The sequence below is a fragment of the Inquilinus limosus genome (assembly GCF_051487185.1).
Taxonomy (GTDB): domain Bacteria; phylum Pseudomonadota; class Alphaproteobacteria; order DSM-16000; family Inquilinaceae; genus Inquilinus; species Inquilinus limosus_F.
In genome coordinates this window covers 128,299-154,309 of record NZ_JAHVDK010000014.1, presented here as the reverse complement: position 1 = coordinate 154,309, position 26,011 = coordinate 128,299, and the positions used below count along the sequence as shown (strand labels likewise).

The 26,011-nt window shown below is 70.1% G+C and carries 21 protein-coding genes; 16 read left to right on the top strand and 5 right to left on the bottom strand.

Going from position 1 to position 26,011, the window contains the following annotated elements:
- Nucleotides 1–26 precede the first annotated feature (26 nt).
- Both KXR53_RS17800 and KXR53_RS17795 read left to right on the top strand, forming a co-directional pair.
- Nucleotides 27–1,052: a BMP family lipoprotein gene (locus KXR53_RS17800; protein ID WP_437376583.1), complete on the top strand. Its 1,026-nt coding sequence runs from the start codon at nt 27–29 to the stop codon at nt 1,050–1,052.
- Between the two features lie 334 nt (nt 1,053–1,386).
- Nucleotides 1,387–4,227, top strand: a complete 2,841-nt coding sequence (locus tag KXR53_RS17795; protein ID WP_437376582.1) for an endonuclease/exonuclease/phosphatase family protein — start codon at nt 1,387–1,389, stop codon at nt 4,225–4,227.
- Between the two features lie 134 nt (nt 4,228–4,361).
- Here the strand turns inward: KXR53_RS17795 and KXR53_RS17790 are convergent, their stop codons facing one another.
- The gene (locus tag KXR53_RS17790; protein ID WP_437376581.1) at nt 4,362–5,588 is read right to left on the bottom strand and encodes an RNA polymerase sigma factor; all 1,227 of its coding nucleotides are present in this window, start codon (nt 5,586–5,588) and stop codon (nt 4,362–4,364) included.
- Between the two features lie 14 nt (nt 5,589–5,602).
- On the bottom strand, nt 5,603–5,962 hold the full coding sequence (locus KXR53_RS17785; RefSeq protein ID WP_026870917.1) for a YciI family protein: 360 nt from the start codon (nt 5,960–5,962) through the stop codon (nt 5,603–5,605).
- Between the two features lie 143 nt (nt 5,963–6,105).
- On the opposite strand from KXR53_RS17785, the gene dusB reads away from it, so the two are divergent.
- Nucleotides 6,106–7,122 (top strand): tRNA dihydrouridine synthase DusB, encoded by a 1,017-nt coding sequence (dusB, locus tag KXR53_RS17780; protein ID WP_437376580.1) that lies wholly within the window; start codon nt 6,106–6,108, stop codon nt 7,120–7,122.
- Here the strand turns inward: dusB and KXR53_RS17775 are convergent.
- On the bottom strand, nt 7,119–8,675 hold the full coding sequence (locus KXR53_RS17775) for an MFS transporter (protein ID WP_437376579.1): 1,557 nt from the start codon (nt 8,673–8,675) through the stop codon (nt 7,119–7,121). The genes dusB and KXR53_RS17775 overlap by 4 nt on opposite strands.
- A gap of 201 nt (nt 8,676–8,876) precedes the next feature.
- Between KXR53_RS17775 and uvrB the strand changes: the two genes are divergently transcribed.
- From uvrB to KXR53_RS17730, 9 genes are all read left to right on the top strand, one after another.
- A complete protein-coding gene (gene uvrB, locus KXR53_RS17770) occupies nt 8,877–11,099 on the top strand; it encodes an excinuclease ABC subunit UvrB (protein ID WP_437376578.1) in 2,223 nt (740 codons plus the stop codon).
- A gap of 2 nt (nt 11,100–11,101) precedes the next feature.
- Entirely contained in the window at nt 11,102–11,902 is an 801-nt protein-coding gene (locus KXR53_RS17765) for an SDR family oxidoreductase (protein ID WP_437376577.1), read from the top strand.
- A 518-nt stretch (nt 11,903–12,420) separates the two neighbouring features.
- On the top strand, nt 12,421–14,331 hold the full coding sequence (gene uvrC / locus KXR53_RS17760; protein WP_437376613.1) for an excinuclease ABC subunit UvrC: 1,911 nt from the start codon (nt 12,421–12,423) through the stop codon (nt 14,329–14,331).
- A 48-nt stretch (nt 14,332–14,379) separates the two neighbouring features.
- The gene (gene pgsA, locus KXR53_RS17755; protein ID WP_437376576.1) at nt 14,380–14,991 is read left to right on the top strand and encodes a CDP-diacylglycerol--glycerol-3-phosphate 3-phosphatidyltransferase; all 612 of its coding nucleotides are present in this window, start codon (nt 14,380–14,382) and stop codon (nt 14,989–14,991) included.
- An 8-nt stretch (nt 14,992–14,999) separates the two neighbouring features.
- On the top strand, nt 15,000–15,515 hold the full coding sequence (gene mobB / locus KXR53_RS17750) for a molybdopterin-guanine dinucleotide biosynthesis protein B (protein WP_437376575.1): 516 nt from the start codon (nt 15,000–15,002) through the stop codon (nt 15,513–15,515).
- A 3-nt stretch (nt 15,516–15,518) separates the two neighbouring features.
- Nucleotides 15,519–16,775, top strand: a complete 1,257-nt coding sequence (locus KXR53_RS17745; RefSeq protein WP_437376574.1) for a molybdopterin molybdotransferase MoeA — start codon at nt 15,519–15,521, stop codon at nt 16,773–16,775.
- Nucleotides 16,776–16,783: 8 nt separating this feature from the next.
- Complete coding sequence (gene moaD / locus KXR53_RS17740; protein ID WP_437376573.1) at nt 16,784–17,035, top strand: molybdopterin converting factor subunit 1; 252 nt, start codon at nt 16,784–16,786, stop codon at nt 17,033–17,035.
- Nucleotide 17,036: 1 nt separating this feature from the next.
- Complete coding sequence (gene moaE / locus KXR53_RS17735; RefSeq protein WP_437376572.1) at nt 17,037–17,486, top strand: molybdopterin synthase catalytic subunit MoaE; 450 nt, start codon at nt 17,037–17,039, stop codon at nt 17,484–17,486.
- A gap of 78 nt (nt 17,487–17,564) precedes the next feature.
- On the top strand, nt 17,565–18,971 hold the full coding sequence (locus KXR53_RS17730; RefSeq protein ID WP_437376571.1) for an MFS transporter: 1,407 nt from the start codon (nt 17,565–17,567) through the stop codon (nt 18,969–18,971).
- Here KXR53_RS17730 and KXR53_RS17725 read toward each other — a convergent pair.
- A complete protein-coding gene (locus tag KXR53_RS17725) occupies nt 18,968–20,113 on the bottom strand; it encodes an ABC transporter substrate-binding protein (protein WP_437376570.1) in 1,146 nt (381 codons plus the stop codon). The genes KXR53_RS17730 and KXR53_RS17725 overlap by 4 nt on opposite strands.
- Nucleotides 20,114–20,241: 128 nt before the next feature.
- Between KXR53_RS17725 and KXR53_RS17720 the strand changes: the two genes are divergently transcribed.
- On the top strand, nt 20,242–22,401 hold the full coding sequence (locus KXR53_RS17720) for a TonB-dependent siderophore receptor (protein WP_437376569.1): 2,160 nt from the start codon (nt 20,242–20,244) through the stop codon (nt 22,399–22,401).
- Between the two features lie 50 nt (nt 22,402–22,451).
- Here the strand turns inward: KXR53_RS17720 and KXR53_RS17715 are convergent, their stop codons facing one another.
- Nucleotides 22,452–23,348: a branched-chain amino acid aminotransferase gene (locus tag KXR53_RS17715; protein WP_437376568.1), complete on the bottom strand. Its 897-nt coding sequence runs from the start codon at nt 23,346–23,348 to the stop codon at nt 22,452–22,454.
- Nucleotides 23,349–23,425: 77 nt separating this feature from the next.
- On the opposite strand from KXR53_RS17715, the gene KXR53_RS17710 reads away from it, so the two are divergent.
- Genes KXR53_RS17710 through KXR53_RS17700 form a run of 3 tightly spaced genes read left to right on the top strand, consistent with a single transcriptional unit; the run spans nt 23,426 to nt 26,010 of the window.
- Nucleotides 23,426–23,947 (top strand): MarR family winged helix-turn-helix transcriptional regulator, encoded by a 522-nt coding sequence (locus KXR53_RS17710; RefSeq protein ID WP_437376567.1) that lies wholly within the window; start codon nt 23,426–23,428, stop codon nt 23,945–23,947.
- A gap of 6 nt (nt 23,948–23,953) precedes the next feature.
- Nucleotides 23,954–24,652 carry a response regulator gene (locus tag KXR53_RS17705; RefSeq protein WP_437376566.1) on the top strand — a complete coding sequence of 233 codons (699 nt, stop codon included), beginning with the start codon at nt 23,954–23,956 and terminating at the stop codon, nt 24,650–24,652.
- Nucleotides 24,649–26,010: an ATP-binding protein gene (locus tag KXR53_RS17700; RefSeq protein ID WP_437376565.1), complete on the top strand. Its 1,362-nt coding sequence runs from the start codon at nt 24,649–24,651 to the stop codon at nt 26,008–26,010. The genes KXR53_RS17705 and KXR53_RS17700 overlap by 4 nt, the downstream gene beginning before the upstream one ends.
- The last annotated feature ends 1 nt before the right edge of the window (nt 26,011 follow it).

Genomic DNA, 26,011 nt, shown 5'->3' with positions numbered 1-26,011 from the left:
GCCGCCTTTGCCGTCCGGAGACGGAAATGATCCACCGCCGCCGCTTTCTCGCCAGCGCCAGCCTGGCCGTGGCCGGGCTGACCGTGATGGCCGCCGCCGATCCGGACGGGATGATGCGCGGCGCCGGCGACGAGGCGTCGGTCAAGCCGGGCGTCGTCTATGCCCTTGGCGACAAGCGGGACGGCGGCTTCAACGAGGGCGCGCTGCACGCGCTGGAGTTCTTCCGCAACGAGACCGGCGAGGCCTATCTCGAGGCCGAGCTGCAGAAGGTCGACGACTTCGCCGCCGCGGCGGACAGCCTGATCCGGCAGGGCGCCACCCTGGTCATCGCGGTCGGCTTCTACTACGCCGACGCGGTGAAGGCGGCGGCCGCAGCCCATCCGGACATCCGCTTCGTCCTGGTCGACGGCGTCGCCGAGGGGCCGAACATCCGGTCGATCGTGTTCCGCGAGCAGGAGGGCGCCTATCTGGTCGGCGTGCTGGCGGCCCTGGCCTCGAAGACCGGCACGATCGGCTTCGTCGGCGCTGCCGACATCCCGCTGATGCGCAAATTCGCCGAGGGCTATGCCGCCGGCGCCAAGGCGACGCGGCCGGAGATCGCCACCCTGACCGACTTCGTCGGCACCGATGCCGCCGCCTTCCGCGACCGGGACCGGGCGGCTGAGATCGCGCACGGCGAGATCGAGCGCGGCGCCGACGTGATCTTCGCCGTCGCCGGCGAGGCCAATCTCGGCGTGTTCCAGGCGGTGCGGGACGCCGAAAGGCTGGCGATCGGCGTCGACAGCAACCAGAACGGCGTGGTGCCCGGCACCATCCTGACCTCGATGCTGAAGCGCGTCGACATCGCCGTGCTGCGCTCGCTGGACGACATGCGGGCCGGCATCTGGAAGGCCGGCGTGGTCACGCTGGGCGTGCGCGAGCACGCGGTCGGTTGGGCGATCGACCAGAACAACCGGCCGCTGGTCACCCCGGCCATGGAGGAGGCGGTCGAGGCCGCCCGCCGCGCCATCGCCGACGGCAGCATCACCGTGCCGGACCCGGCGGCGCATTGAGGGGTTCTACCGAATTCGTAGGTTGGGTTCGCGTGAGCGAACCAACATTCGACAGCAGTGATGCCGAGAATATGTTGGATTCGCCGAAGCGAACCCAACCTACGCCCTAAAATTGAATTCCACATTTGCAATCAACTCAAAAGCGCAAACCAGCGTCTTAATCGGCGCGATTGCATGAGAATATTCTGCGGAATCGCTACGATTTTTATGCGGATTGTCGGCTCCATCCTTCCGTGACCGCCACGAGTCACACGGATGCAACCGAAGCCCCCTACAGGTGTTTCGGCAGCGGCAAGGGATTCGGCCCTTGCCCGATGAAGAGGGGGACTTCGTCATGGCCGATCCGTTGCTCAACGAATTCGTCGCCAACCACACCGGCACCGACAGCTCGGAATACATCGAGATCAAGGGCGACGCCCTGGCCGACTACAGCGGCTGGACCCTGGTGCAGATCGAGGGCGATGCCGGCGGCACCGGCCGCATCATCTCCGCCACCGCGATCGGCACCACCGACGCCGACGGCTACTGGAGCAGCGGCTTCCAGTCGAACCTGCTGCAGAACGGCAGCGGCACGCTGCTGCTGGTCGAGAACTACAGCGGCGCGGTCGGCCAGGACCTCGACGCCAATGACGACGGCGTGCTCGACCTCTCGCCCTGGACCCGGATCGGCGACGGCGTCGCGATCGACGACGGCGGCGCCGGCGACCGCTTCTACAGCACCACTGTGCTGACCCCGAATTTCGACGGCGCCGGCATCACCGTCGGCGGTGCCTCGCGCCTGCCGGACGGTACCGACACCGACAGCGCTTCAGACTGGACGCGCAACGATTTCGACCTGGCCGGCCTGCCAGGCCAGACCGGCACCCCCGCCCCCGGCGAGGCGCTGAACTCCCCCGGCGCCGAGAACGCACCGGTGCCCGACGACACGCCGGACTTCCGCGCGATCTACGAGATCCAGGGCGCCGGCCACCGCTCCGAGTTCGAGGGCGATCGGGTGGCGACCCGCGGCGTGGTCACCGCCATCGCTTCCAACGGCTTCTACATCCAGGATGCCCAGGGTGACGGCAGCACCGCGACCTCGGACGCCGTCTTCGTCTTCACCGGCAGCGGCAACGTGCCGGCCGAGGTGCAGCTCGGCGTCACCCTCGACGTCACCGGCACGGTCACCGAGTTCAAGCCGGGCGGCGCCTCGACCCACAACCTGACGATCACCGAGATCACCGGCGCCGAGATCGAGGTCTCCGCCGTGCAGCAGACCGTGCCGGTCGCGGTCAGCGTCGGCGCCGGCGGCTACGCCCCGCCGACCGAGGTGATCGACGACGACGGCCGCACCGTTTTCGACCCCGGGCATGACGGCGTCGACTACTGGGAGAGCCTGGAGGGCATGCTGGTCGACATCCCGGCCCCGGTGGTGATCGGCGCGACCAACAATTTCGGCGAGGCCTATGTCCTGGCCGACAACGGCGACCATGCCACCGGCACCCGCAGCGGCGCCGGCGGCCTCATGATCTCCGAAACCGACCAGCAGCCGGAGCGGATCCAGATCGACGATGACCTGCTGGGCAGCTTCATGCCCGACTTCAATATCGGTGCCGAGCTGGGCACGGTGCAGGGCGTCGTGAACTACAATTTCGGCTGGTACGAGGTGCAGGCGGTCCAGCCGGTCACGGTCGAATCGCCCGGCACGCTGGCGCCGGAGACGACGACGCTGACCGGCGACCGCGACCACCTGACCGTCGGCTCGATCAATCTCGAGAACCTCGATCCCAAGGTCGAGGACGTGAACCTGGTCGAGGACAAGGACCCGGACAATGTCGACGACGACGTCGGCAGCGGCAAGTTCGACCGCCTGGCCGAGCAGATCGTCAGCAATATGGGGTCGCCCGACATCGTCGCGCTGCAGGAGGTGCAGGACAGCGACGGCGCCGAGATCACCGGCGTCACCTCGGCGGCCGAGACCGCGCGGGTGCTGATCGAGACCATCGTCGCCCATGGCGGGCCGCGCTACGAATATGTCGATGTGGCGCCGGCGGACGGCACCTCGGGCGGCCAGCCCGGCGGCAATATTCGGGTCGGCTATCTGTACAATCCGGAGCGGGTCGACTTGGTCGAGGGCTCGGTCAAGGCGCTGACCGACCCCGACCTGTCGGATGGCGACGCCTTCGCCGCCAGCCGCCTGCCGCTGGCCGCCGACTTCGTGTTCAACGGCGAGACGGTGACGCTGGTGAACAACCACTTCACCTCGAAGAGCGGCAGCTCGCCCACCTATGGCGAGGACTTCCCGCCGATCAACCGCGGCGAGGACCAGCGCGAGGCGCAGGCGGCGATCGTCAACGCCTATGTCGACAGCCGGCTGGCGGCCGATCCCGACGCCAAGGTGATGGTGGTCGGCGACCTCAACGAGTTCTCCTGGAACGACCCGCTGAAGGTGCTGCGCGGCGAGGACGACGGCAGCCATGTGCTGAAGGACCTGGCCGACGAGCTGCTGCCTGCCAATGAGCGCTGGAGCTACGTGTTCGAGGGCGGCAGCCAGGAGCTCGACCACATGCTGGCGACCGAGGGCGTCTACCAGTCCGGGCTGGAGTTCGACATCGTCCACACCAATGCCGGCTTCGCCGACCAGGTCAGCGACCACGACCCGTCGGTGGCGCGGCTGCACATCCCGGCGCCGGGCACGCCGGAGAACCCGAACATCATCGTCGCCGACAAGCCGACCTTCCTGTTCAACTTCGCCATCGTCAAGGGTACCGAGGATTTCGACGAGGTCCGGGCCTCGGTCAACGTCAAGGCGAACGATGCGGTCGAGCGCATCGTGCTGCAGGGCGACCGCGACCTGATCGCCTGGGCCGGCAACACCGACACCCAGATCGCCGGCAACACCGGCGACAACACGATCTATGGCGGCGCCGGCAACGACCGCATCGCCGGCGGCGCGGGCGGCGACCTCTTGATCGGCGGCCGCGGCGCGGATGTCTTCGCCTTCGGGCACGGCGACGGCCACGACATCATCGCTGACTTCAACGTCCGCCAGGACAAGCTGGACATCGCCGCCGGCGTCGACGTGACGGTGAAGGCCGGATTGCTGGGCGCGGTGGTCGAGCTCGACGACGGCAGCCGGGTCACGCTGATCGGCGTGCGGCCGGACCAGGTGGAGCACGCCGACTGGATGGTGTGAGGCCGGCCTCCCTCCCCGTCATTGCGAGCGAAGCGAAGCAATCCAGGGCGGCTCGCGTTGGCCCGTGGATTGCTTCGTCGGCTTCGCCTCCTCGCAATGATGGTGCGGGTCGGGAGGAGTTCTCCTCCTCCAACCTACGTTTCCAACTCCTCCAATCTCCGCAGCAGGAATCTCCGCTCCGACTCCTGCTGCGTCAGGCCCAGCGCCCGCTCATAGGCGGCGCGGGCTTCGGCCGCCCGGCCCAGGCGGCGCAGCAGGTCGGCGCGGGCGGCGTGGGCCAGGCGGTAGCCGCCGAGATGGCCATGCGCCAGGATCGCGTCGATCAGGGCCAGCCCCGCCGCCGGACCGTCGCGCATCGCCACCGCCACCGCCCGGTTCAGCGCCACCACCGGCGACGGGTCGGCCCGCAGCAGCAGGTCGTAAAGCGCGACGATCTCGGCCCAGTCGGTCGACGCGGCACCCGGCGCCTCCGAATGCACCGCCGCGATCGCCGCCTGCAGCGCATAGGCCCCCACCTCCCGGCCTGACAGCGCCCGCCGCACCAGCGCCGTCCCCTCCGCGATCTGCGCCCGGTTCCACAGGCTGCGGTCCTGGTCAGCGAGCAGCACCAGGTCGCCGGTCGGGGAGCTGCGGGCGGCGCGGCGGGATTCCTGCAGCAGCATCAGCGCCAGAAGGCCGATCGCCTCCGGCTCCGGCAGCAGCTCGACCAGCAGGCGGCCCAGACGGATCGCCTCGCCCGACAGGTCGGGCCGGGTCAGGTCGGCGCCGGAGGACGCCAGATAGCCCTCGTTGAACACCAGGTAGATGACCTGCAGCACGCTGTCCAACCGGTCCGGCAGCTCGGTCTTCGGGGGCACCTGGTAGGGGATGCGGGCGTCGCGGATCTTGGCCTTGGCCCGGACGATGCGCTGCGCCACCGTAGTCGGCGCGGCCAGGAAGGCGTGGGCGATCTCCTCCGTGGTCAGGCCGCACATCTCGCGCAAGGTCAGCGCCATCCGGGCCTCGGGCGCCAGGGCGGGATGGCAGCAGGTGAAGATCAGCCGCAGCCGGTCGTCCTCGATCTCCTCGCGCTCGTGCTCATGCGGGTCCTCCGCCTCCTCGAGATGCTTCGCCAGCTCGGCCCGCGCCGCGTCAAGGCGGGTGCGGCGGCGCAGCCCGTCGATCGCCTTGAACCGGCCGGAGGAGACCAGCCAGGCCCGCGGATTGGCAGGGATGCCGTCACGCGGCCACTGCTCCGCCGCCGCCCGGAAGGCGTCGTGCAGCGCCTCCTCGGCCAAGGTGAAGTCGCCGAGCAGGCGGATCAGCGTGGCCAGCACGCGGCGCGATTCCGCCCGGTAGACGGCCTCGATCGTCCGCTGCATCCCCGGATCCGCGGTCATGAACCGCCGCAGTGCTCCCAGACCGGCCGCACCTCGATGCTGCCCATCCGCGCCATCGGGATGTTGGCGGCGAGCTGCAGCGCCTCATTCAGGTCCCGCGCCTCGATCATGATGAAGCCGGAGAGAAACTCCTTGGTCTCGGCGAAGGGGCCGTCGCTGGTGATGACCCGGCCGCCGCGGATCCGCAGGGTGGTGGCGGCGCTGGTCGGCTGCAGCGCCTGGGCGGCGACGAACTGGCCGCGGCGGCGCATCTCCTCGTCATTGGCCATGGATTCGCGGACCAGCGCGTCGAGCTCGTCGGGCGACATCGCGTCCAGGGTTCGCTGCTCCATATAGACCAGGCAGAGATACTTCATGGGGTCCTCCCGGCTGCCAGTGTGGATGCAGGCTTGTCGTTTCGGGAAGCCCGGAATCGACGTGGCCGGCAGGGTTGCGGCCGCGGCGGTTTACGCCGGCCCGCCGCGGGCCTAGATAAGCGGCGAAACCAGTTGCGCCTGCCATGCCCGAAGCCCTGACCATCGGTTCCGTCGCGGTTCCCGGACGGGTCTGGATCGCCCCGATGACCGGGGTGTCCGACCTGCCGTTCCGCCGCGCCGCGTCGCGGCTGGGGGCGGCCTATGTCTCGACCGAGATGGTGGCCTGCGCCGAATTCGCCCGCGGCCGGCCCGACGTGGTGCGCCGCGCCGCGGTCGGCGACGGCCTGCCGCTGATGGTGGTGCAGCTGATCGGCCATGACCCCGGCGCGGTGGCCGAGGGCGCCCGGCTGGCCGCGGCCGCCGGGGCGCAGATCATCGACCTGAATTTCGGCTGCCCGGCGCGCGAGGTGACCGGGGTGCAGTCCGGCTCCGCCCTGATGCGCGACCCGGACCGGGCCGAGCGGCTGGTGGCGGCCGCGGCCGAGGCGGTGGACGTGCCGGTCACGGTCAAGATCCGGCTGGGCTGGGACGATCTCAGCCGCAACGCGCCGGACTTCGCCCGCCGCTGCGTCGCCGCCGGTGCCCGGGCCGTGACGGTGCATGGCCGTACCCGCTGCCAGTTCTACAAGGGCACCGCCGACTGGGCCGCGGTGCGGGCGGTGAAGCAGGCGGTGCCGGTGCCGGTGATCGTCAACGGCGACATCGTCGACGGCGCCACCGCGCGCGAGGCCCTCACGCAATCCGGCGCCGACGGGGTGATGGTCGGCCGCGGCGTCACCGGCAAGCCCTGGATCGCTGCCGCGATCGAGGCGGCGCTCGACCGGCCGGAGGCCGACGGCGCCGCCGGTCCGGACGCGGAGGAACGGCTGATCGTCGCCCTGCAGCATTTCCGGGAGACGCTGGCCTTCTACGGCGATCATCACGGGCTGCGCGTGTTCCGCAAGCATCTGGCCGCCTATATCGAGGCGGCGCCCTGGCCGGTCGCCGCCGAGGACCGGCGCGAGGCCCGCCGCGTGCTGTGCCAGACCGACTCCCCGGCCGAGGTCGAGGCCGGCCTGGCCACGCTGTGGACCGGCCCCGGGCATCGGCTGGCGGCCTAATCCGCCGCCGGGACTTCGGCGCTCTGCGGCGGCCGCCGCAGCACCGTGGCGGTCAGGGCAGCAGCGGCGAGTGCGATCACCGCGCTGACCAGAGCGGCCAGGCCGAAGGCGTGGGTGAAGGCGCCGCGCGCCGTATCGGCCAACGCCCGGCCGGTGTCACCCGGCAGGTCCTGCGCCGCCGCCAGCGCACCGCCCAGCGTCGCCCGGGCCGCATCGGCCGCCTCGGGCGGCACGCCGGCCGGAACGCTGTCGACCATCACGCCGCGATAGAGCGCGGTGGCAATGCAGCCGAGCACGGCGATGCCCAGGGCGCCGCCGAATTCGGCCCCGGTCTCGGAGATCGCGGCGGCCGACCCGGCCCGCTCCGGCGGCGCGGCGCCGACGATCAGGTCGGTGGTCAGCGTGAACACCGGCGACAGCCCGGTGGCGAAGACCACAGCCGCGCCGGCCAGCAGCGCCGGCCCAGAGACGTGGTCGACCAGCGTCAGCGCCAGGAAGCCGAGCGCCGCGACCAGCAGCCCGCCGGCCATCAGCACCACCGGCCGGGTCCGGCGCAGGGCCATCGGGGTCAGCATCGACCCCGCGACGAAGGCCAGCGACGAGGGCAGCGTCCACAGCCCGGCTTCCAGCGGCGACAGCCCCAGCACCAGCTGCAGATACTGCGCCACGAACAGGAAGGTGCCGAACACGGCGAACAGGCCCAGCACATTGACCGCCAGCGCCGCGCCGAAAGCCGGCGACCGGAACAGGCGCAGGTCGATCAGCGGGTCGGCGAGACGGGCCTGCCGGCGGATGAACACGGTTCCGACGGCGAGGCCGGCCAGGATCCACAGCAGCGGCGGCCAGCTGGGCCCGTGCTCGGCCAGCATCTTGACGCCGTAGATCGCGGCCAGCACCGCCACCAGCGACAGGGCCGCGCTGGCCAGGTCCAGCCGGCCTGCCTGCGGGTCGCGGTATTCCGGCAGCAGGATCGGGGCGACGATCAGCAGCAGCACCATCACCGGCACCGCCAGCAGGAACACCGAGCCCCACCAGAAATGCTGCAGCATCAGGCCGCCGAGCAGCGGGCCGACGGCGCCGCCGACCGAGTAGCTGGTGATCCAGACGCTGATGGCGAAGGTGCGCTGCTGCGGGTCGTGGAACATGTTCCGGATCAGCGACAGCGTCGACGGCGCCACCGTAGCCCCGGCGACGCCGAGCAGAGCCCGGGCGGCAATCAGCGTCTCGGCCGTGTTCGCGAAGGCGGCCAGCAGCGAGGCGGCGCCGAACACCGCGGCGCCGATCATCAGGAGCTTGCGGCGGCCGATCCGGTCCCCCAGCGTGCCCATGGTGATCAGCGACCCCGCCACCAGGAAGCCGTAGATGTCGACGATCCACAGCAGCTGCGCCGCGCTGGGCCTGAGGTCGGCGGTCAGCGTCGGCACCGCCAGGTTCAGCACCGTCAGGTCCATCGAATAGAGCAGGCAGGGCAGCGCGATCACCGCCAGCCCGATCCACTCGCGGCGGGTCGCCCTCGGCCCGGAGGCGAGGGTATCGGGCAGTTCCTCCGGCATGGTTGAATAAACCGATTGGTTAAGTAAATTACTGCCTGGATACGAGCCGCCGCCGGTTGCTGTCAAGCGCGCGGCGCGCAGAGCCGGCGAGCCCGCTTGACGTCTTGTTCCCTCTATGTTCCTATCACTGCCTCAGCCCTTCTGCGTTCCGCGTCGCCGGTGGCCCTTCCCCTCCGCCCTTGCCGGACCGATAGTGTCGACATGAGCTCAGCGCCCCTCCTCTCCCCCACCCCGGCTTCCCCGGTCGTGGTCCATCGCCCGGCCCTGCCGGAGACGGACCGCTCGACCCCGTTCAAGCTGGTCTCGGACTACAAGCCGGCGGGCGACCAGCCCACGGCGATCGCCGAGCTGGTGGGGGGACTCGAACGCGGCGAGCGCGACCAGGTGCTGCTCGGCGTCACCGGCTCGGGCAAGACCTTCACCATGGCGCATGTGATCCAGACGCTGCAGCGCCCGACCCTGGTCCTGGCCCCGAACAAGACCCTGGCCGCCCAGCTCTACGGCGAGTTCAGGAGCTTCTTTCCGGAGAACGCGGTCGAGTATTTCGTCAGCTACTACGACTACTACCAGCCGGAAGCCTACGTCCCGCGCACCGACACCTATATCGAGAAGGAAAGCCAGATCAACGAGCAGATCGACCGGATGCGCCATTCGGCCACCCGGGCGCTGCTGGAGCGGCACGACTGCATCATCGTCGCCTCGGTCTCCTGCATCTACGGCATCGGTGATGTCGAATCCTATAGCGAGATGACGATCCCGCTGGAGGCCGGGCAGCGGCTGAACCGCCAGGTGCTGCTGAAGCACCTGGTCGACATCCAGTACCGGCGCAACGACACCGCCTTCGGCCGCGGCACCTTCCGGGTGCGCGGCGACACGGTCGAGATCTTCCCTGCCCACCTCGAGGATCGGGCCTGGCGCATCTCCTTCTTCGGCGACGAGATCGACGCGATCCACGAATTCGACCCGCTGACCGGCGAGAAATATGCCGCGCTGAAGCAGGTGCGCATCTATGCCAACAGCCACTACGTCACGCCGAAGCCGACGCTGCTGCAGGCGATCAAGGGCATCCGCGAGGAGTTGAAGGAACGGCTGGCCGAGTTCAACGCGGCCGGCAAGCTGCTGGAGGCGCAGCGGCTGGAGCAGCGCACCCAGTTCGACCTGGAGATGATCGAGGCCACCGGTAGCTGCGCCGGCATCGAGAACTACTCCCGCTTCCTCACCGGCCGGGCGCCGGGCGAGCCGCCGCCGACGCTGTTCGAATACCTGCCCGAGGACGCCCTCCTGATCGTCGACGAGAGCCATGTGATGGTGCCGCAGGTCGGCGCCATGTTCCGCGGCGACCGGGCGCGCAAGGACATCCTGGCCGAATACGGCTTCCGCCTGCCCTCCTGCCGCGACAACCGGCCGCTGAAATTCGAGGAGTGGGAGGCGATGCGGCCGCAGAGCGTCTTCGTCTCCGCCACCCCTGGGCCCTGGGAGATGGAGCGGACCGGCGGCGTCTTCGCTGAGCAGGTGGTGCGCCCGACCGGGCTGATCGACCCGCAGGTCATCGTCCGCCCGACCGCGACCCAGGTCGACGACGTCATGGCCGAATGCCGCGACTGCATCGCCCGCGGCCTGCGCGTCCTGGTCACCACCCTGACCAAGAAGATGGCCGAGGCGCTGACCGAGTACATGACCGAATCGGGCATCAAGGTCCGCTACATCCATTCCGACGTGGAGACGCTGGAGCGGATCGAGATCATCCGCGACCTGCGGCTCGGCGTGTTCGACGTGCTGGTCGGCATCAACCTGCTGCGCGAGGGGCTGGACATCCCCGAGGTCGGCCTCGTCGCCATCCTCGATGCCGACAAGGAAGGCTATCTGCGCAGCCGCACCTCGCTGATCCAGACCATCGGCCGCGCCGCCCGCAACATCGAGGGCCGCGCCATCCTCTATGCCGACACCATGACCGGCAGCCTGCGGGCGGCGCTGGAGGAGACCAACCGACGGCGCGAGAAGCAGCAGGCCTACAACGCCGCCCACGGCATCACGCCGGAGAGCGTGAAGAAGCAGATCGGCGATATCCTCGACAGCGTCTATGAGCGCGGCGACCGGGTCACCGTCTCGACCGGCGACTCCGGCGTGAAGCACCTCACCGGCAAGTCGCTGCAGGAGCACATCGCCGATCTGGAGAAGCGGATGCGCGAGGCCGCCGCCAATCTGGAGTTCGAGGAGGCCGCCCGGCTGCGCGACGAGATCCGCCGGCTGGAGGCCGCCGATATGGGCCTGGACGCCGGATCGGAAGGTGGGGGCGCCGGCATCGTCGTCCATGCCCGCGTCGGCTCGCACGGCCACGCCGCGGCGCTGGAGGGCGTGCCCCTGTCGATCGGCAAGCCGACCGAGAAGCCGCGGAAGGGCGGCCGCCGTCGCAAGGGACCTTGAGCATGACGCCTGTCGAACGCCCCCTGCCCCCGACCGGCCGGGCCATGCCACGCGTCGCCGTTGTCACCGGCGCCGCCAAGCGGATCGGCCGGGCGATCGCGCTCGACCTCGCCGGCCACGGCTGGCGCGTCGCCATCACTTACAACAGCTCCGCCGCGGAGGCGGCGCAGACGGTGCGCGACATCGAGACGGCCGGGGCGCAGGGGGTGGCGATCCGGGCCGACCTGGCGGACGAGGCCCAGGTCGAGTCGGTGATACCCCAGGCCGCGGCGGCGCTGGGCCCCGTGTCGCTGCTGGTCAACAACGCCTCCGCTTTCCGCATGGACACGGTGGCGACGGCGACGCGGGCCAGCTGGGACGAGCATATCGAGACCAATCTGCGCGCGCCCCTGGTGCTGATCCAGGCGCTGGCGCGGGAGCTGCCGGCGGACTGGCCGGGCAATGTGATCAACATGCTCGACCAGCGGGTGTGGAATCCGACCCCCTATTTCCTGTCCTACACCGTCGCCAAGATCGGTCTGTGGACCCTGACCCGCACACTGGCCCAGGCGCTGGCGCCGCAAATCCGGGTCAACGGCATCGGCCCCGGCCCGACGCTGAAGAGCGACCGGCAGAGCGACGAGCATTTCGCCCGGCAATGGGATGCCGTGCCGCTGCGCCGGCCGACCACGCCGCAGGAGATCTGCGACGCCATCCGCTTCATCCTGTCGGCGCCGGCGATGACCGGGCAGATGATCGCGCTCGACGGCGGCGAGCATCTCGGCTGGGCCCAGCCCAGCCGCGGCATCGTACCGTTGGAATAGGCGATGGTGGGCTTCTGCACGAAATCATCTCGAATTTGCGTTAACCCCTCTTGACCTCGGCGCCTCGCCGCGACAACCGGCGGATGCTCCGACCTGCGCCCGGACGACGCAGGGGCGGCTGCTCTGCGATAGCCGCTATCACCTTGGATTTCCTGGCCTCGCCGGCTCGCCACGACCGAGAGTTGTGCACAGGCGAAATCCGAATCGGAGAAGTCCGCAATTTTCGAGACTTTACATAGTGTGTGATGCTTCTGTTTCAGCTTGACTTGAAATTTATCTACGTTTTTCAGTGAGTTAGCGTTTTTGCCCATTTTTTGAGCAACGTCGGTGACACTTAGGCGGCGCCTCGGTTGCGGGTCGTTCGCAGCCGCTTTCCCACAAACTTATCCACAGATTCGGTGGATATCACCGAAGCGTCATCACGTCGCCCCACCGACTCACCCGGGCGTTCACGATCCGGTCTTGAAGCCGCGCCCGGACCGGCCGACATTGCCCGCATGAGCGACACCCTCACCGACATGCCGCCGGACAGCCCGCCGCCGGACCGCCCGCGGTCCCCGGGCCGCGCCAGGGCGCGGGCGCACAGCATCGCCGATGGCGTGGCCGTGATCCAGGCGCATCTGCGCACGCTGCCGAGCTCGCCCGGCGTGTACCGGATGCTCGACGAGGCGGGCAACGCGCTCTATGTCGGCAAGGCGCGCAGCCTGAAGAAGCGGGTCTTCGCCTACACCCAGACCGGCAAGCAGCCGGCACGCCTGCTGCGCATGATCGCCGAGACCGCCGCCATGGAATTCGTGGTGACCCGGTCCGAGGTCGAGGCGCTGCTGCTGGAAGCCAATCTGATCAAGCGGCTGAAGCCCCGCTACAACGTGGTGATGCGGGACGACAAGACCTTCCCGCACATCATGATCTCGGGCGACCACCCCTTCCCGCGCATCGCCAAGCACCGCGGCGCGACCGGGCCCAGCGGCCAGTTCTTCGGTCCCTTCGCCTCGGCCGGGTCGGTCAACCGCACCATCACCGCCCTGCAGCGCGCCTTCCTGCTGCGCAACTGCTCGGATTCGGTGTTCGCCACCCGCAGCCGGCCCTGCCTGCAGTACCAGATCAAGCGCTGCACCGCGCCCTGCGTCGGCTATGTCAGCGAGGCGCAGTACGCCGAGCAGGCGGCGAGCGCGGTCGATTTCCTGAGCGGCCGCAGCCAGGGCGTGCAGGCCCGCTTCGCCGAGCAGATGATGGCAGCGAGCGAGCGGCTGGACTTCGAGCAGGCGGCGCGCTGGCGCGACCGCATCCGGGCCCTGACCAATGTCCAGTCACACCAGGACATCAATGTCGAGGGCATCGGCGACGCCGACGCGCTGGCGATCCATGAGGCCGGCGGCCACAGCTGCGTGCAGGTCTATTTCTTCCGCGGCGGCCGCAACTACGGCACCCGGGCCTATTTCCCGAGCCACGACAAGGCGGCGGAGCCGGCCGAGATCCTGGCCGCCTTCCTGAGCCAGTTCTACGACACCAACCCGCCGCCGCCGCTGGTTCTGCTGAGCCAGGAGGTCGCCGAGACCGAGCTGCTGGCCGAGGCGCTGAGCCTGAAGGCCGACCGCAAGGTCGAGATCGCAGTCCCGAAGCGCGGCGACAAGCGGCGGCTGATCGAGCATGCGCTGAACAACGCCCGCGAGGCGCTGGGCCGCCGCATGGCCGAGAGCGCGACCCAGGCGGTGCTGCTGGAGGGCGTGGCGCGGGTGTTCGGCCTGGACGCGCCGCCGCGCCGGATCGAGGTCTACGACAACAGCCATCTGGGCGGCACCAACGCGCTCGGCGCCATGATCGTCGCCGGGCCGGACGGCTTCATGAAATCCGCCTACCGGAAGTTCAACATCAAGGGCGCGGTCACCCCTGGCGACGACTACGCGATGATGCGCGAGGTGCTGACCCGCCGCTTCGCCCGGGCGCTGAAGGAGGACCCGGACCGCGAGCAGGAGGGCTGGCCCGACCTGGTGCTGATCGACGGCGGCCAGGGCCAGCTCGGCGTCGCCCGCGAGGTGTTCGCCGAGCTCGGCCTGACCGAGATTGCGCTGGTCTCGATCGCCAAGGGGCCGGACCGGGATGCCGGCCGCGAGCGCTTCTTCATGGCCGACCGGCCGCCCTTCAGCCTGGAACCGAAGGACCCGGTGCTGTATTTCCTGCAACGGCTGCGTGACGAGGCCCACCGTTTCGTCATCGGCGGCCAGCGCACCCGCCGCGCCGGCGACATCGCCCGCTCGCCGATCGACGAGATCCCGGGCATCGGCCCGCGGCGCAAGAAGGCGCTGCTGCTCCATTTCGGCTCGGCCCGCGCCGTCAGCCGCGCCAGCCTAGAGGATCTCGAGGCGGTGGACGGCATCAGCGAAGCCGTCGCTGGCGTCATCTACCGACATTTCCACCCCGACGCCTGAGGCACCATGTGCTAGCGTCTGGAAGCCCCTGAAGTCAGTGCCGTCGCCATGGTCACCAGCCTTCCGAATATCCTGACGTATTCGCGCATCGCCGCGATTCCCGTGCTGATCGCGCTGTTCTACGTGCCGGACGCCTGGGCCGCCTGGACCTGCCTCGTGATCTATGCCGCCGCCGCCATCACCGATTATTTCGACGGCAAGCTGGCCCGGGCCTGGAACGAGACCTCGCTGATCGGCCGGCTGCTCGACCCGATCGCCGACAAGATGCTGGTCACCGCCGTGCTGTTCATGCTGGCCGCCTTCGACCGGCTGCAGGGCTGGTCGGTGATCCCGGCGGTGGTCATCCTGCTGCGCGAGGTGCTGATCTCCGGCCTGCGTGAGTTCCTGGCCGGGATGAACGCGCGGGGCCTGCCCGTCACGGCCCTGGCCAAATGGAAGACCACGATCCAGATGCTGGCGATCGGCTTCCTGATCGTCGGCGACGCCGGCACCCGGGCCTTCGGCGGCCAGGTGCCGGTGACCGAGATCGGCATCGCCGGGATCTGGATCGCCGCGGTGCTGACCCTGGTGACCGGCTGGAGCTATCTGCGCGAAGGCGTGCGCCAGGCCATCACCGAGGATAGCCCCCCGTCGGCAAAGGCCGCCGGGACCTTCGGCTAGGACCGGCGATGCGCGTCCTGGGCATCGCCGGCTGGAGCGGCAGCGGCAAGACCACGCTTCTGACGAAGCTGATCCCGGCCCTGATCGGGCGCGGCCTGACCGTCTCCACCGTCAAGCACGCCCATCACGAGTTCGACGTCGACCAACCTGGCAAGGACAGCTGGCGGCATCGCGAGGCCGGCGCCACCGAGGTTCTGGTGTCGTCCAGCCGGCGCTGGGCGCTGATGCACGAGCATCGCGGCGCCGACGAGCCGCCGCTGGAGGCGCTGCTGGCGAAGCTGGAGCCGGTCGATCTGGTGCTGGTCGAGGGCTTCAAGCGCGAGCGGTACCCGAAGCTGGAGGTGTGGCGGGCCGAGACCGGCAAGCCGCCGCTGTATCCCGAGGATCCCGACATCGTCGCGGTGGCCAGCGACGGCCCGATCGCCGATGCGGTCGTCGGATCGGGCCGGCTGCGGCTGGATATCGATGACGTCGAGGCGATCGCCGATTTCGTCGTCGATTTCACCCGTCGCGCGGCCGGCTGAATCATGACCCGGCTGTCCGACGACTGCTTCGCCCTGGGCGACCGTCTGCTGTCGGTCGAGGAGGCGGTGGCCGAGTTCCGGTCGCGGCTGGTCGCCGTCGCCGGCCTCGAGACCGTTCCGCTGGCCATGGCCGAGGGCCGGTTCCTGGCCGAACACCTGGCGGCCGATCGGCCGGTGCCGCCCCACACCAATGCCGCGGTCGACGGCTACGCCGTCCACTTCGACGACCTGTCGCCCGGGGCCCCCACCACGCTGCCGGTGACCGGCCGCGCCGCCGCCGGCCATCCGCTCGGCCGTGTCGCCGGCCGGGGCGAGGCGATCTGCATCTTCACCGGCGCGCCGCTGCCCACCGGGCCGGACACGGTGGTGATGCAGGAGGACTGCACGGTCGAAGGCGACCGCGTCACCATCCCGCCCGGGCTGCGGCGCGGCTCCCATGTGCGGCAGGCGGGCGAGGACATCCGGCCGGGCGACACCGTGCTAACCGCCGGGCGCCGGCTGGGCCCGGCGGAGATCGGCCTGGCCGCCTCGCTGGGCCGGGCCGCCCTGCCCGTCCGCCGGCCGCTGCGGGTGGCGGTGCTGTCGACCGGCGACGAGGTGCGCGAGCCCGGCACGCCGGTGGCCGAGGGTCAGATCTACGACGCCAACCGCCATCTGCTGACGGCGCTGCTGCGCCGGCTGGGCTGCAGCGTCACCGACCGCGGCATCGTCCCGGACCGGGCCGACGCGGTCCGCTCGGCGCTGACGGCGGCCGCGGCGGAGGCCGATGCCGTCGTCAGTTCCGGCGGCGTGTCGGTCGGCGAGGAGGATCACGTCAAGGCGGCGCTGGAGGCGGCGGGCGGCCGGCTGCACCACTGGCGCCTGGCGATCAAGCCGGGAAAGCCGGTGGCGCTGGGCCAGATCGGCGACGTGCCGCTGCTCGGCCTGCCGGGCAATCCGGTCTCGGCGATGGTGACCTTCCTGCTGGTCGCCCGGCCGCTGCTGCTGCATTTGGCCGGCGCCGAACCGGTGCCGCTGCGCCGCTTCTCGGTGCCTGCCGGCTTCAGCCACGGCAAGAAGCCGGGCCGCCGGGAGTTCCTGCGGGCGGTGCTGGAGACCGACACGACGGGCGCCCTGGTCGCACGCCGCCATGGCCGCGAAGGCGCCGGCACGCTGAGCTCCCTCGCCGGCGCCGAAGGGCTGGTCGAGCTGCCGGAGGATGCGACCGCCGTGGCGCCGGGCGATCCGGTTGCCTATATCCCGTTGAGCGCCCTGATCTGAGAACCGGCATGAAGCTCCTGTATTTCGCCTGGGTCCGCAGCAAGATCGGCACCGCCGCGGAGTCGGTGTCGCCGCCGGAGACGGTGCGCGACGTCGCCGGGCTGCTGGACTGGCTGCGCGGCCGCGGCGCCAACTACGCCGACGCCCTGGCCAACCCGGCGGTGATCCGGGTCGCGGTCAACCAGCGCTTCGCCCGGCCGACCGACCCGGTGGCGCCGGGCGACGAGATCGGCATCTTCCCGCCGGTCACTGGGGGCTGAGATGGCCGTTCGCGTCCAGGAGGCGGATTTCGACCCGGGCGCCGAGATGGCGGCGCTGTCGGCCGGCCGCGCCGATATCGGCGGCGTCGCCTGCTTCGTCGGGCTGGTGCGCGATATCGCGAGCGGCACCGCGGTCCGGGCGATGACGCTGGAGCATTATCCGGGCATGACCGAGCGGCAGCTGGCGGAGATCGAGGCTGAGGCCCGCGACCGCTGGCCGCTGCTGGAGGTGCGCATCGTCCACCGCATCGGCCGGCTGGAGCCGGGCGACCGGATCATGTTCTGCGGCGTCGCCTCGGCCCATCGCGGCGCCGCCTTCGAGGCCTGCGCCTTCCTGATGGACTGGCTGAAGACCAAGGCGCCCTTCTGGAAGAAGGAGGAAACGCCGGAGGGCGAGCGCTGGGTCGAGGCCCGGGCCGAGGACGACGAGGCCGCCGCGCGCTGGCGCTGAATTCAGTCCTGCCGACTCCGCACTTCCCATCATGCCGCCGGCGGTGTAGCCGGGCTGTAACGAAGGGGGAAACGCGGCATGGTGCAGGCACCGGCGGAACCGGCGACCGGCTGGGCGGATCTGCTCGCCGAAGGGCGGCTGCCGCGCTTCGCGATGGTCTGCCTGGGAATCTGGCTGAACGCGGCCGATTCCCTGGTCACCGCCACCATCATGCCCAGCGTCGGTGCCGATCTCGGCGGCTACGCCTATTTCAGCTGGGCCACGGCCGGTTTCCTGGTCGGCGCCATCCTGGCCGGCGCCAGTGCCGGGCGACTGTCGGAACGCTTCGGGCTGCGCTGGGCCTCGGCCATCGCCGGCCTGGCCTTCGCCCTCGGCTGCGTGCTCAGCGCCGCCGCCCCCACCATCGGCGTCTTCCTGGCCGGCCGCGTGCTGCAAGGCATCGGCAGCGGCTGGGTCGCCGGGTTCTCGATGGTCGCCATCGCCCTGCTCTTCCCCGAACGGCACCTGGCCCGGATGTTCGCCGTGGCATCCGGCATCTGGGGCATCGCCACCATCCTGGGGCCGCTGATCGGCGGGCTGTTCGCAGAGGCGGGCGATTGGCGCGCCGTGTTCTGGCTGTTCACGGCGCAGTCGCTGCTGTTCTCTGCCGCCTCGCCCTGGCTGCTGAAGGGCACGGTCCGCAACGGCGGCCAGCCGGGCGTGCCCTGGCTGCAGATCGGCGGGCTGGCGCTCGGTGTCGGCGCCATCGCCGTGGCGGATATCAGCCCGAATCCCGCAATCGCTCTGGCGCTGGTCGCCGCCGGCCTCGCCATCCTGGGGCTGGTGCTGCGGATCGACGCCCGCGCCCGGGTGCGCCTGTTGCCGCGCCAGGCGGGAGACCTGCGCACGGTCTGCGGCACCGCTTATGCCGCGATGTTCGCCCTGATGGCAACCTCGATGGGGCTGAACGTCTACGGCCCCGCGATCCTGCAGACGCTGCACGGACTGTCGCCGCTGTGGGCCGGCTATGTGGTGGCGATGATGGCCCTGGCCTGGACGCTGGGCGCCTTCGTCGTCGCCGGCGCCGCCGGGGCCGGGGAGCTGCGCTGGATCCGCCGCGGCGCGGCCTGCATCCTGGCCGGCGCGGTGCTGCTGGCGCTGGTGATGCGCGATGCCCCGCTGGTCTGGATCGTGGCCGCCGCGCTGCTGATGGGCACCGGCTTCGGCCTGTCCTCCAGCCTGTTGAACCGACGGCTGATCGGCGCCCTGGCCGATGACGACAAGGCCATCGGCAGCTCGGCGGTGATCGCCGTGCGCCAGACCGGCGGGGCGGCAGGTGCCGCCATCGCCGGTGCGACCGCCAATCTGGTCGGCTTCGGCTCGGGCCTCACGGTCCAGACTGCCCAGGCCACGGCGTTATGGGTGTTCATCACTGCCCTGCCTCTGGCCCTGTTCGGCGCCTGGGCCGCCTGGCGGCTGACGGTCGCGGCAGGCCGGTCCGGCTAGCGCGGCGCCAATCCGTCATCGGCCGGGTCGAGGCTGATCCACAGCGCGCCTTCGAACGGCATGGCGGCGAAGCGGCTGTTGATCTCGGCCACGGTCACGCCGGGGTCTAGGTCGCCGAAGATTTCCGGCCGCACCCAGCGCGCCACCGCCTCCACCGCCACGATGTTCAGCGGCACCGCGTTGAAGAAGTTCCACAGCCCGTGGACCCGGCCGTCGCGGGCCGCCGTGAGGCCGGACAAGCCGGGCGCGGTCAGCACCGCTGCGAGGCTCCGCCGGGCGGCTTCGGCAGGAACACCGGGGCCTACGACGAAGCCCTGCCCACCCTCCGCCTCCGGCAGGCCGGTGGCGATATAGACCTGCGGGTCCTGGCCGATGACGTATTCCAGGCTCAGCACCCCTCCCCCGGCATCCGGGAACCGGTCCGCGGCGAGGTTCCGGCCGCCGACCAGCGAGATCAGCTCGCCCAGCCCGGTCTCGCCGATCGCCCAGCAGCAGGCCTCCGGTTGCGGATAGGCGTGCATCAGCACAGTCGGGCCGGCCTCCGGATGCTCGGCCATGCGCCGGCGGATACGGTCGAGCCGCGCCTCGTAGAAATCGGCGAAGGCGTTGGCCCGGTCCTCGCGGCCGAGGACGCGGCCGAGCAGCCGGATGCCCGGCGCCGTGTTCGCCAGCGGCCGGTGGTTGAAATCGACCACGACCGCCGGCACCCCAGCCGCGGTCAGCCGCTCCAGGATCTGCCGCCCCTGCTCCGTCTCCGCCTGCCAGGCGCCGAAAACAGCGAGGTCCGCCCCGACCGTCAGCGCCTTTTCGAGCGAGAAGCTCTCATCCGTGCCGCCGCCCACCACCGGCACCTCGGCCAGGCGGGGGAATTTCGCGAGAAAGGCGGCGTAGAGGCCGGGGTCGTATTGCCGCATGTCGTCGGCCCATCCGGCCAGGAGCGAGACCGGGTCGGGCTCGATCAGCGACAAAGCGACCAGATTGATGCCGGCGCCCAGCAGCACCGCCCGCGGCTGATGCGGCACCGTCACCTGCCGGCCGGCGGCGTCGGTGACGGTCACGGGCCACTCCGCCCGGGCCGGCAGCCCGGTCAGCAGTCCCGCCAACAGAAGAAGGGCGCAGGCCAGCGCCTTGCATCGGCTCATGATTCATCCTGGTCACGTTCCCAAAACGACCTAGACGAGAATGAGAATTAATGTCAATTAGCCAATCGTTTTCGAAACCCGGCGGTTCCTCGCCGGGACTCTCCCTGCGACCGGAGCCGACCTGACCGATGCGACATCGACCAAGCCCCCGCACCTGCCTTCTGCTCGGGCTGCTCGCCACCACGGCGCTCGCGCCGACACCGATCCTGGCCCAGGCCGAGACACAGGACACGGGGCCGGTCCCGGCCAATGACGCGGGGGTGACCCTCGCCCCGATCGTGGTGCAGGGCGGCGCGGAGACGCCGACGACCGAGGTGCGGGGCTTCACCGCCACCACCAGCGCCAGCGCGACCAAGACCGACACGCCTCTGATCGAGACGCCGCAGTCGATCTCCGTCGTCACCCGCGGGCAGATGGACGCCCGCAACGTCCAGAATCTGCAGGAGGCCCTGGTCTACACCCCCGGCATCCTGACCGGCCTGTACGGCTTCTCGCCCCGGCTCGACCAGTTCTGGATCCGCGGCTTCGACGCCGCCTATTTCGGCATCTTCCGCGACGGGCTGCGGCAGCCGACCGGCCAGGTCTTCGCCGGCATCCGCACCGAACCCTATGGCCTGGCGGCGATCAACGTGCTGCGCGGCCCTGCCTCGGCGAACTACGGCCTGTCCTCGCCCGCCGGCTTGGTCGACCTCATCACCAAGCGGCCGCCAGACGAGCCGCTGCGCGAGGTCGAGCTGCAGTTCGGCAACCACGATCGCTACCAGGGCCAGTTCGACCTGGGCGGGCCGCTGGACGATCGCTTCTCCTGGCGCCTGACCGGCCTCTTCCGCGACAGCGACACCCAGATGCCGGCGGTGCCGGACGACCGCGCCTATATCGCGCCGGCCTTCACCTGGCGGCCGAACGAGGACACGACGGTCACCTTCCTGGGCGCCTACCAGAAGGACAAGACCGGCGGCAGCCTGTTCAACTACTACTCGCCGGCCACGGGCCTGCTCGACATCCGCACCGCGGATCCGGCCTGGAACGACCTCGACATGGAGAGCGTGCGGGCGGGGTACCAGATCGAGCATCGGGTCGACGACGCGCTGACGCTGCGGCAGAACTTCCGCTACGCGCATGTCGATTCCAACACCCGCTACGTCTACATCACTGGCCTGTCCGACGATGGCGACACCGTCTTCCGCCGGGCCGGGCAGGACCGCGAGAGCCTGGACACGGTGGCGGTCGACAACCAGGCACAGCTGCGCTTCGACACCGGGCCGGTGCAGCACACGCTCCTGGCCGGGCTCGACTATACCTTCCTCGACACCACCAACATCGCCGGCGACGGGCCGGCGCCGGATCTGGACCTGACCACCCGGAACTACGGCAAGCAGCACATCGATATGCCGGCGGTCTATGCCCGCACTCTCCAGCAGCAAAGCCAGATCGGCGTCTATCTGCAGGACCAGATCCGCTTCGGCGGCTGGCTGCTGACGCTCAGCGGCCGGCACGACTGGCTCGAGACCACGAGCCAGGAGCGCATCGCCGGCACCGATCAGGATGCGTCGGACAGCGCCTTCACCGGCCGCGTCGGCCTGAGCTACCTCACCGATTTCGGCCTCGCGCCCTATGTCTCCTACGCCACCTCCTTCACCCCGAACACGGGGACGGACTGGCAGGGACGCCTGTTCGAGCCGACGACCGGGGAGCAGATCGAGGCCGGCGTCAAGTACCAGCCCGACGGGCTGAACAGCCTGATCACCGCCTCGGTGTTCCAGATGACGCAGGAGAACGGGCTGATCGCGGACTCGGCCCATGTCAACTTCCGGGCCGCCCGCGGCGAGGTGCGGGTGCGCGGCGTCGAGCTGGAGGGCTTGGCCGATCTCGGCGACGGGCTGAGCCTGCAGCTGGCCTACACCTATCTCGATCCGGAGGTCACCAAGGGCACCGAGGCGACCGAGGGCAAGGACCCGTCCGGCATCCCGAACCACATCGTCTCCGCCTGGGCCGACTACCAGGTTCCGGACAGAATCGTGCCGGGGCTGAGCCTGGGCGCCGGCGTGCGCTACATCGGGTCGAGCTATCGCGACGACGACAACACCACCGGCAAGAACGATGCGGTGACCCTGTTCGACGCCGCGATCCGCTACGATCTCGGGGCTGTCGAGCCGCGGCTGGACGGGGTGCAGCTGGCGGTCAACGCCACCAACCTGTTCGACCGCGACTACACCACCTGCGCCCAGGGCTACTGCTACGAGGGACTGGGGCAGACGGTGATCGGCAGCATCCGCTATCGGTGGTGACAGAAAGGGCGCGGCCGTCCAGCCGCGCCCTCTTTCATCCTGCCTGCGGATCAGGCCGCGGCGGCCTTCGGCGCCTTTCTCACCTCGGCCGAATAGGCGTCCATCAGGGTCTTGCAGATCTGCGCCGGGGTGTAGCGATGCTCCCCGATCTCGCCGACCGGGGTGATCTCGGCCGCGGTGCCGGTCAGGAACACCTCGGTCGCGCGGGCCAGCTCCTCCGGCTTGATGTGGCGCTCGATCACCTCGATGCCGTTGCGGCGGGCCAGCTCGATCGCCGTCTGCCGGGTGATGCCGTTCAGGAAGCAGTCGGCGGTCGGCGTGTGCAGCTTGCCGTCGATGGCCAAGAAGATGTTGGCGCCGGTCGCCTCCGCGACGAGGCCGCGATAGTCGTACATCAGCGCGTCCTGGTAGCCCGCTGCTTCGGCCTTGTGCTTGGCCAGGGTGCAGATCATGTACAGCCCGGCCGCCTTGGCATGCACCGGCGCCGTGTCCGGTGCCGGCCGGCGCCAGTCGGACAGTGTCAGGCGGATGCCCTTCATCTTCGCCTCGGGCGAGAAGTAGCTCGGCCACTCCCACACCGCGATGGCGACATGGATGGTGTTGGCCTGGGCCGAGACACCCATCATCTCCGACCCGCGCCAGGCGATCGGGCGGACATAGGCGTCGGTCAGGCCGTTCTTCTCGAGGGTGAGCTGCTTCGCCGCGTCGAGCTCGGCCACGCTGTAGGGCAGCTTCATGCCCAGCGTGGTGGCTGAGAACTCCAGCCGCTTCGAATGCTCCGTGCCCTTGAAGATGCGGCCGTTGTAAGCCCGCTCCCCTTCGAATACAGAACTGGCGTAGTGTAGGCCGTGAGTCAGGACATGGATGTTGGCGCTACGCCACTCGACCAGCTTGCCGTCCATCCATATCCAGCCGTCGCGGTCATGGAAGGGAGGAGTCGTCGACATGATGGGCCTTTCCCGGATTGTCATTTCTGTCGCCGTCGGACCGCGAGCGGTAACATTCGGGGCCAAAACAAGTCAACATGGCTGACATAAAATCACCCGTGAACCCGCTCTTCCTCCGCGAGGAGGAGATCCGACAAGGCATCGAACTGCTATTCTACGCCTATCGCGGCTTCACTGCCGAGCCCGATGCGCTCTTGGCAACCCTCGGTCTCGGGCGGGCCCATCACCGTGCGCTTTATTTCATCGGGCGGCATCCGGAGATCACGGTCAGTGCGCTGCTGGCGATCCTGCGCATCACCAAGCAGAGCCTGGGCCGGGTCCTGAACGACCTGATCGAGCGCGGCTATGTCGAGCAGCGGCAGGGCCAGCGCGACCGGCGCCAACGCCTGCTGACCTTGACCGAGCAGGGCGCCGTGCTGGAGCGGCAGCTGTTCGAGAGCCAGCGCCGGTTGATCGGCCAGGCCTACCGCAACGCCGGGGCGGAGGCGGTGGACGGCTTCCGCAAGGTGCTGGAGGGCCTGATCGCCCTGAGCGAACCGGCGGCCTCGGAGGAGGAGCCGGAGGCCCCGGCGCCCGCCCCCCGCGTCGCCAGCCGGTAGCCGACCATGACGACTACCCCCGACGAGCCCGCCCATATCCTGGTCGTCGAGGACGACCGCAGGGTCCGCGAGCTGCTGCGCCGGTACCTCACGGAGAACGGCTTCCTGGTGACCGCCGCGGTCGATGCGGCGGATGCGCGGGAGAAGCTGGCGGCGATCGCCTTCGACCTGATCGTGCTGGACGTGATGATGCCGGGCGAGACCGGGCTGCAGCTCACCGCCGATCTGCGCCAGCGCATGGGCACGCCGATCCTGCTGCTGACCGCCCGGGGCGAGCCGGAGGACCGGATCGCCGGGCTGGAGAGCGGCGCCGACGACTATCTGCCGAAGCCGTTCGAGCCGCGCGAGCTGGTGCTGCGCATCAACAGCATCCTGCGCCGCCTGGCCCCCCCGCCGCCGCGGACGGCCGGCACCATCCGGCTCGGCGCCTTCACCTTCGACATCGAGCGCGGCGAGCTGCTGCAGGACGGCGAGCGGATCCGCCTGACCACCGGCGAGGAGAACCTGTTGCGCATCCTGGCGCAGCATGCCGGCGAGACCGTGTCGCGCGAGGCGCTGACCGAATCCGGCACGATCGACGGCGGCGTGCGGGCGGTCGACGTGCAGGTGACGCGGCTTCGGCGTAAGATCGAGCCGGATCCGCGCCTGCCCCGCTATCTCCACACCGTGCGCGGCGAAGGTTACGTGCTGAGACCCGACGGATGACGCTCCGAGCCCCCGCCCTGCCCCGGCTGTCCACACCCCTCCGGCTGCGGGCGCGGATCAAGCGGTTCCTGCCGCGGACCCTGTTCGGGCGGACGCTGGTGATCATCGTCACCCCGATGATCCTGGCCCAGGCGATCTCCACCTACGTCTTCTTCGGCCGCCACATCGACGTGATCACCACGACGATGGCCCGCACCGTCTCCGGCGAGATCGGTCTGACCATCGACGAGATCGCCGACGGCCTGTCGCCCGTCGCCCGTGGCGCCGTGTTCCTGCGGGCGCAGCGGAACACCGGGCTGGTCTACACCTTCGATGCCGGCGTCGAGCTGGGCTCGACCAGCAGCGATGCGCTGGACGAAGGGCAGCGCGCCCTGGCGCGGGCCATCCGCGCGTCGCAGCCCTACGACTTCACCATCCAGGCGGCCCCGGACGACGAACGGCAGATCGTCCGGATGCAGCTGTCGGACGGCGTGCTGACGGTGGAGGTGCCGTCCAAGCGGCTGTCCAGCTTCACCACCAACCTGTTCTACCTGTCGATGCTGGGATCGACGGTGATCCTGTCCATCGTCGCCATCATCTTCATGCGCAACCAGCTGCGCCCGATCCGGCGGCTCGCCATCGCCGCAGAGCGCTTCGGCAAGGGCCGCGACATGCCGGGGTTCCGGCCGCACGGGGCGGAGGAGATCCGCCAGGCGGCCGAGGCCTTCATCGACATGCGCGACCGCATCCGCCGGCAGATCCAGCAGCGCACCGAGATGCTGGCCGGCGTCAGCCACGACCTGCGCACGCCGCTGACCCGGATGAAGCTGCAGCTCGCCATGCTCGGCGATGGGCCGGACATCGACGAGCTGCGCACGGATGTCGACGAGATGCGGCAGATGATCGACGCCTATCTCGCCTTCGCCCGCGGCGAGGGCACCGAGGAGGCGACACCGACCGACCTGGCCGCCTTCCTCGAGGAGGTGGTCGTGGCGGCCCGGCGGGAAGGCGCCGAGATCGCCTTCGACACCCCGGAGAGCCATGTGCTGCCGCTGCGGCGCGAGGCGATGCGGCGCTGCCTGATGAATCTGCTGTCCAATGCCCGGCGCCACGCCCGGCACGTCTGGCTGTCCGCCGTCTGCGACGACAAGACCATCTCGCTGGTGGTGGACGACGACGGGCCCGGCATTCCGCCCGCCCAGCGCGAGGAGGCGATGAAGCCCTTCGTCCGGCTGGACGAATCGCGCAACCAGGAGACCGGCGGCACCGGCCTCGGCCTCGCCATCGCCCGCGACGTGGCGCGCAGCCATGGCGGCGACCTTCTGCTGTCGACCTCGCCGATGGGCGGGCTGCGCTGCACGGTGCGGCTGCCGCTCTGAA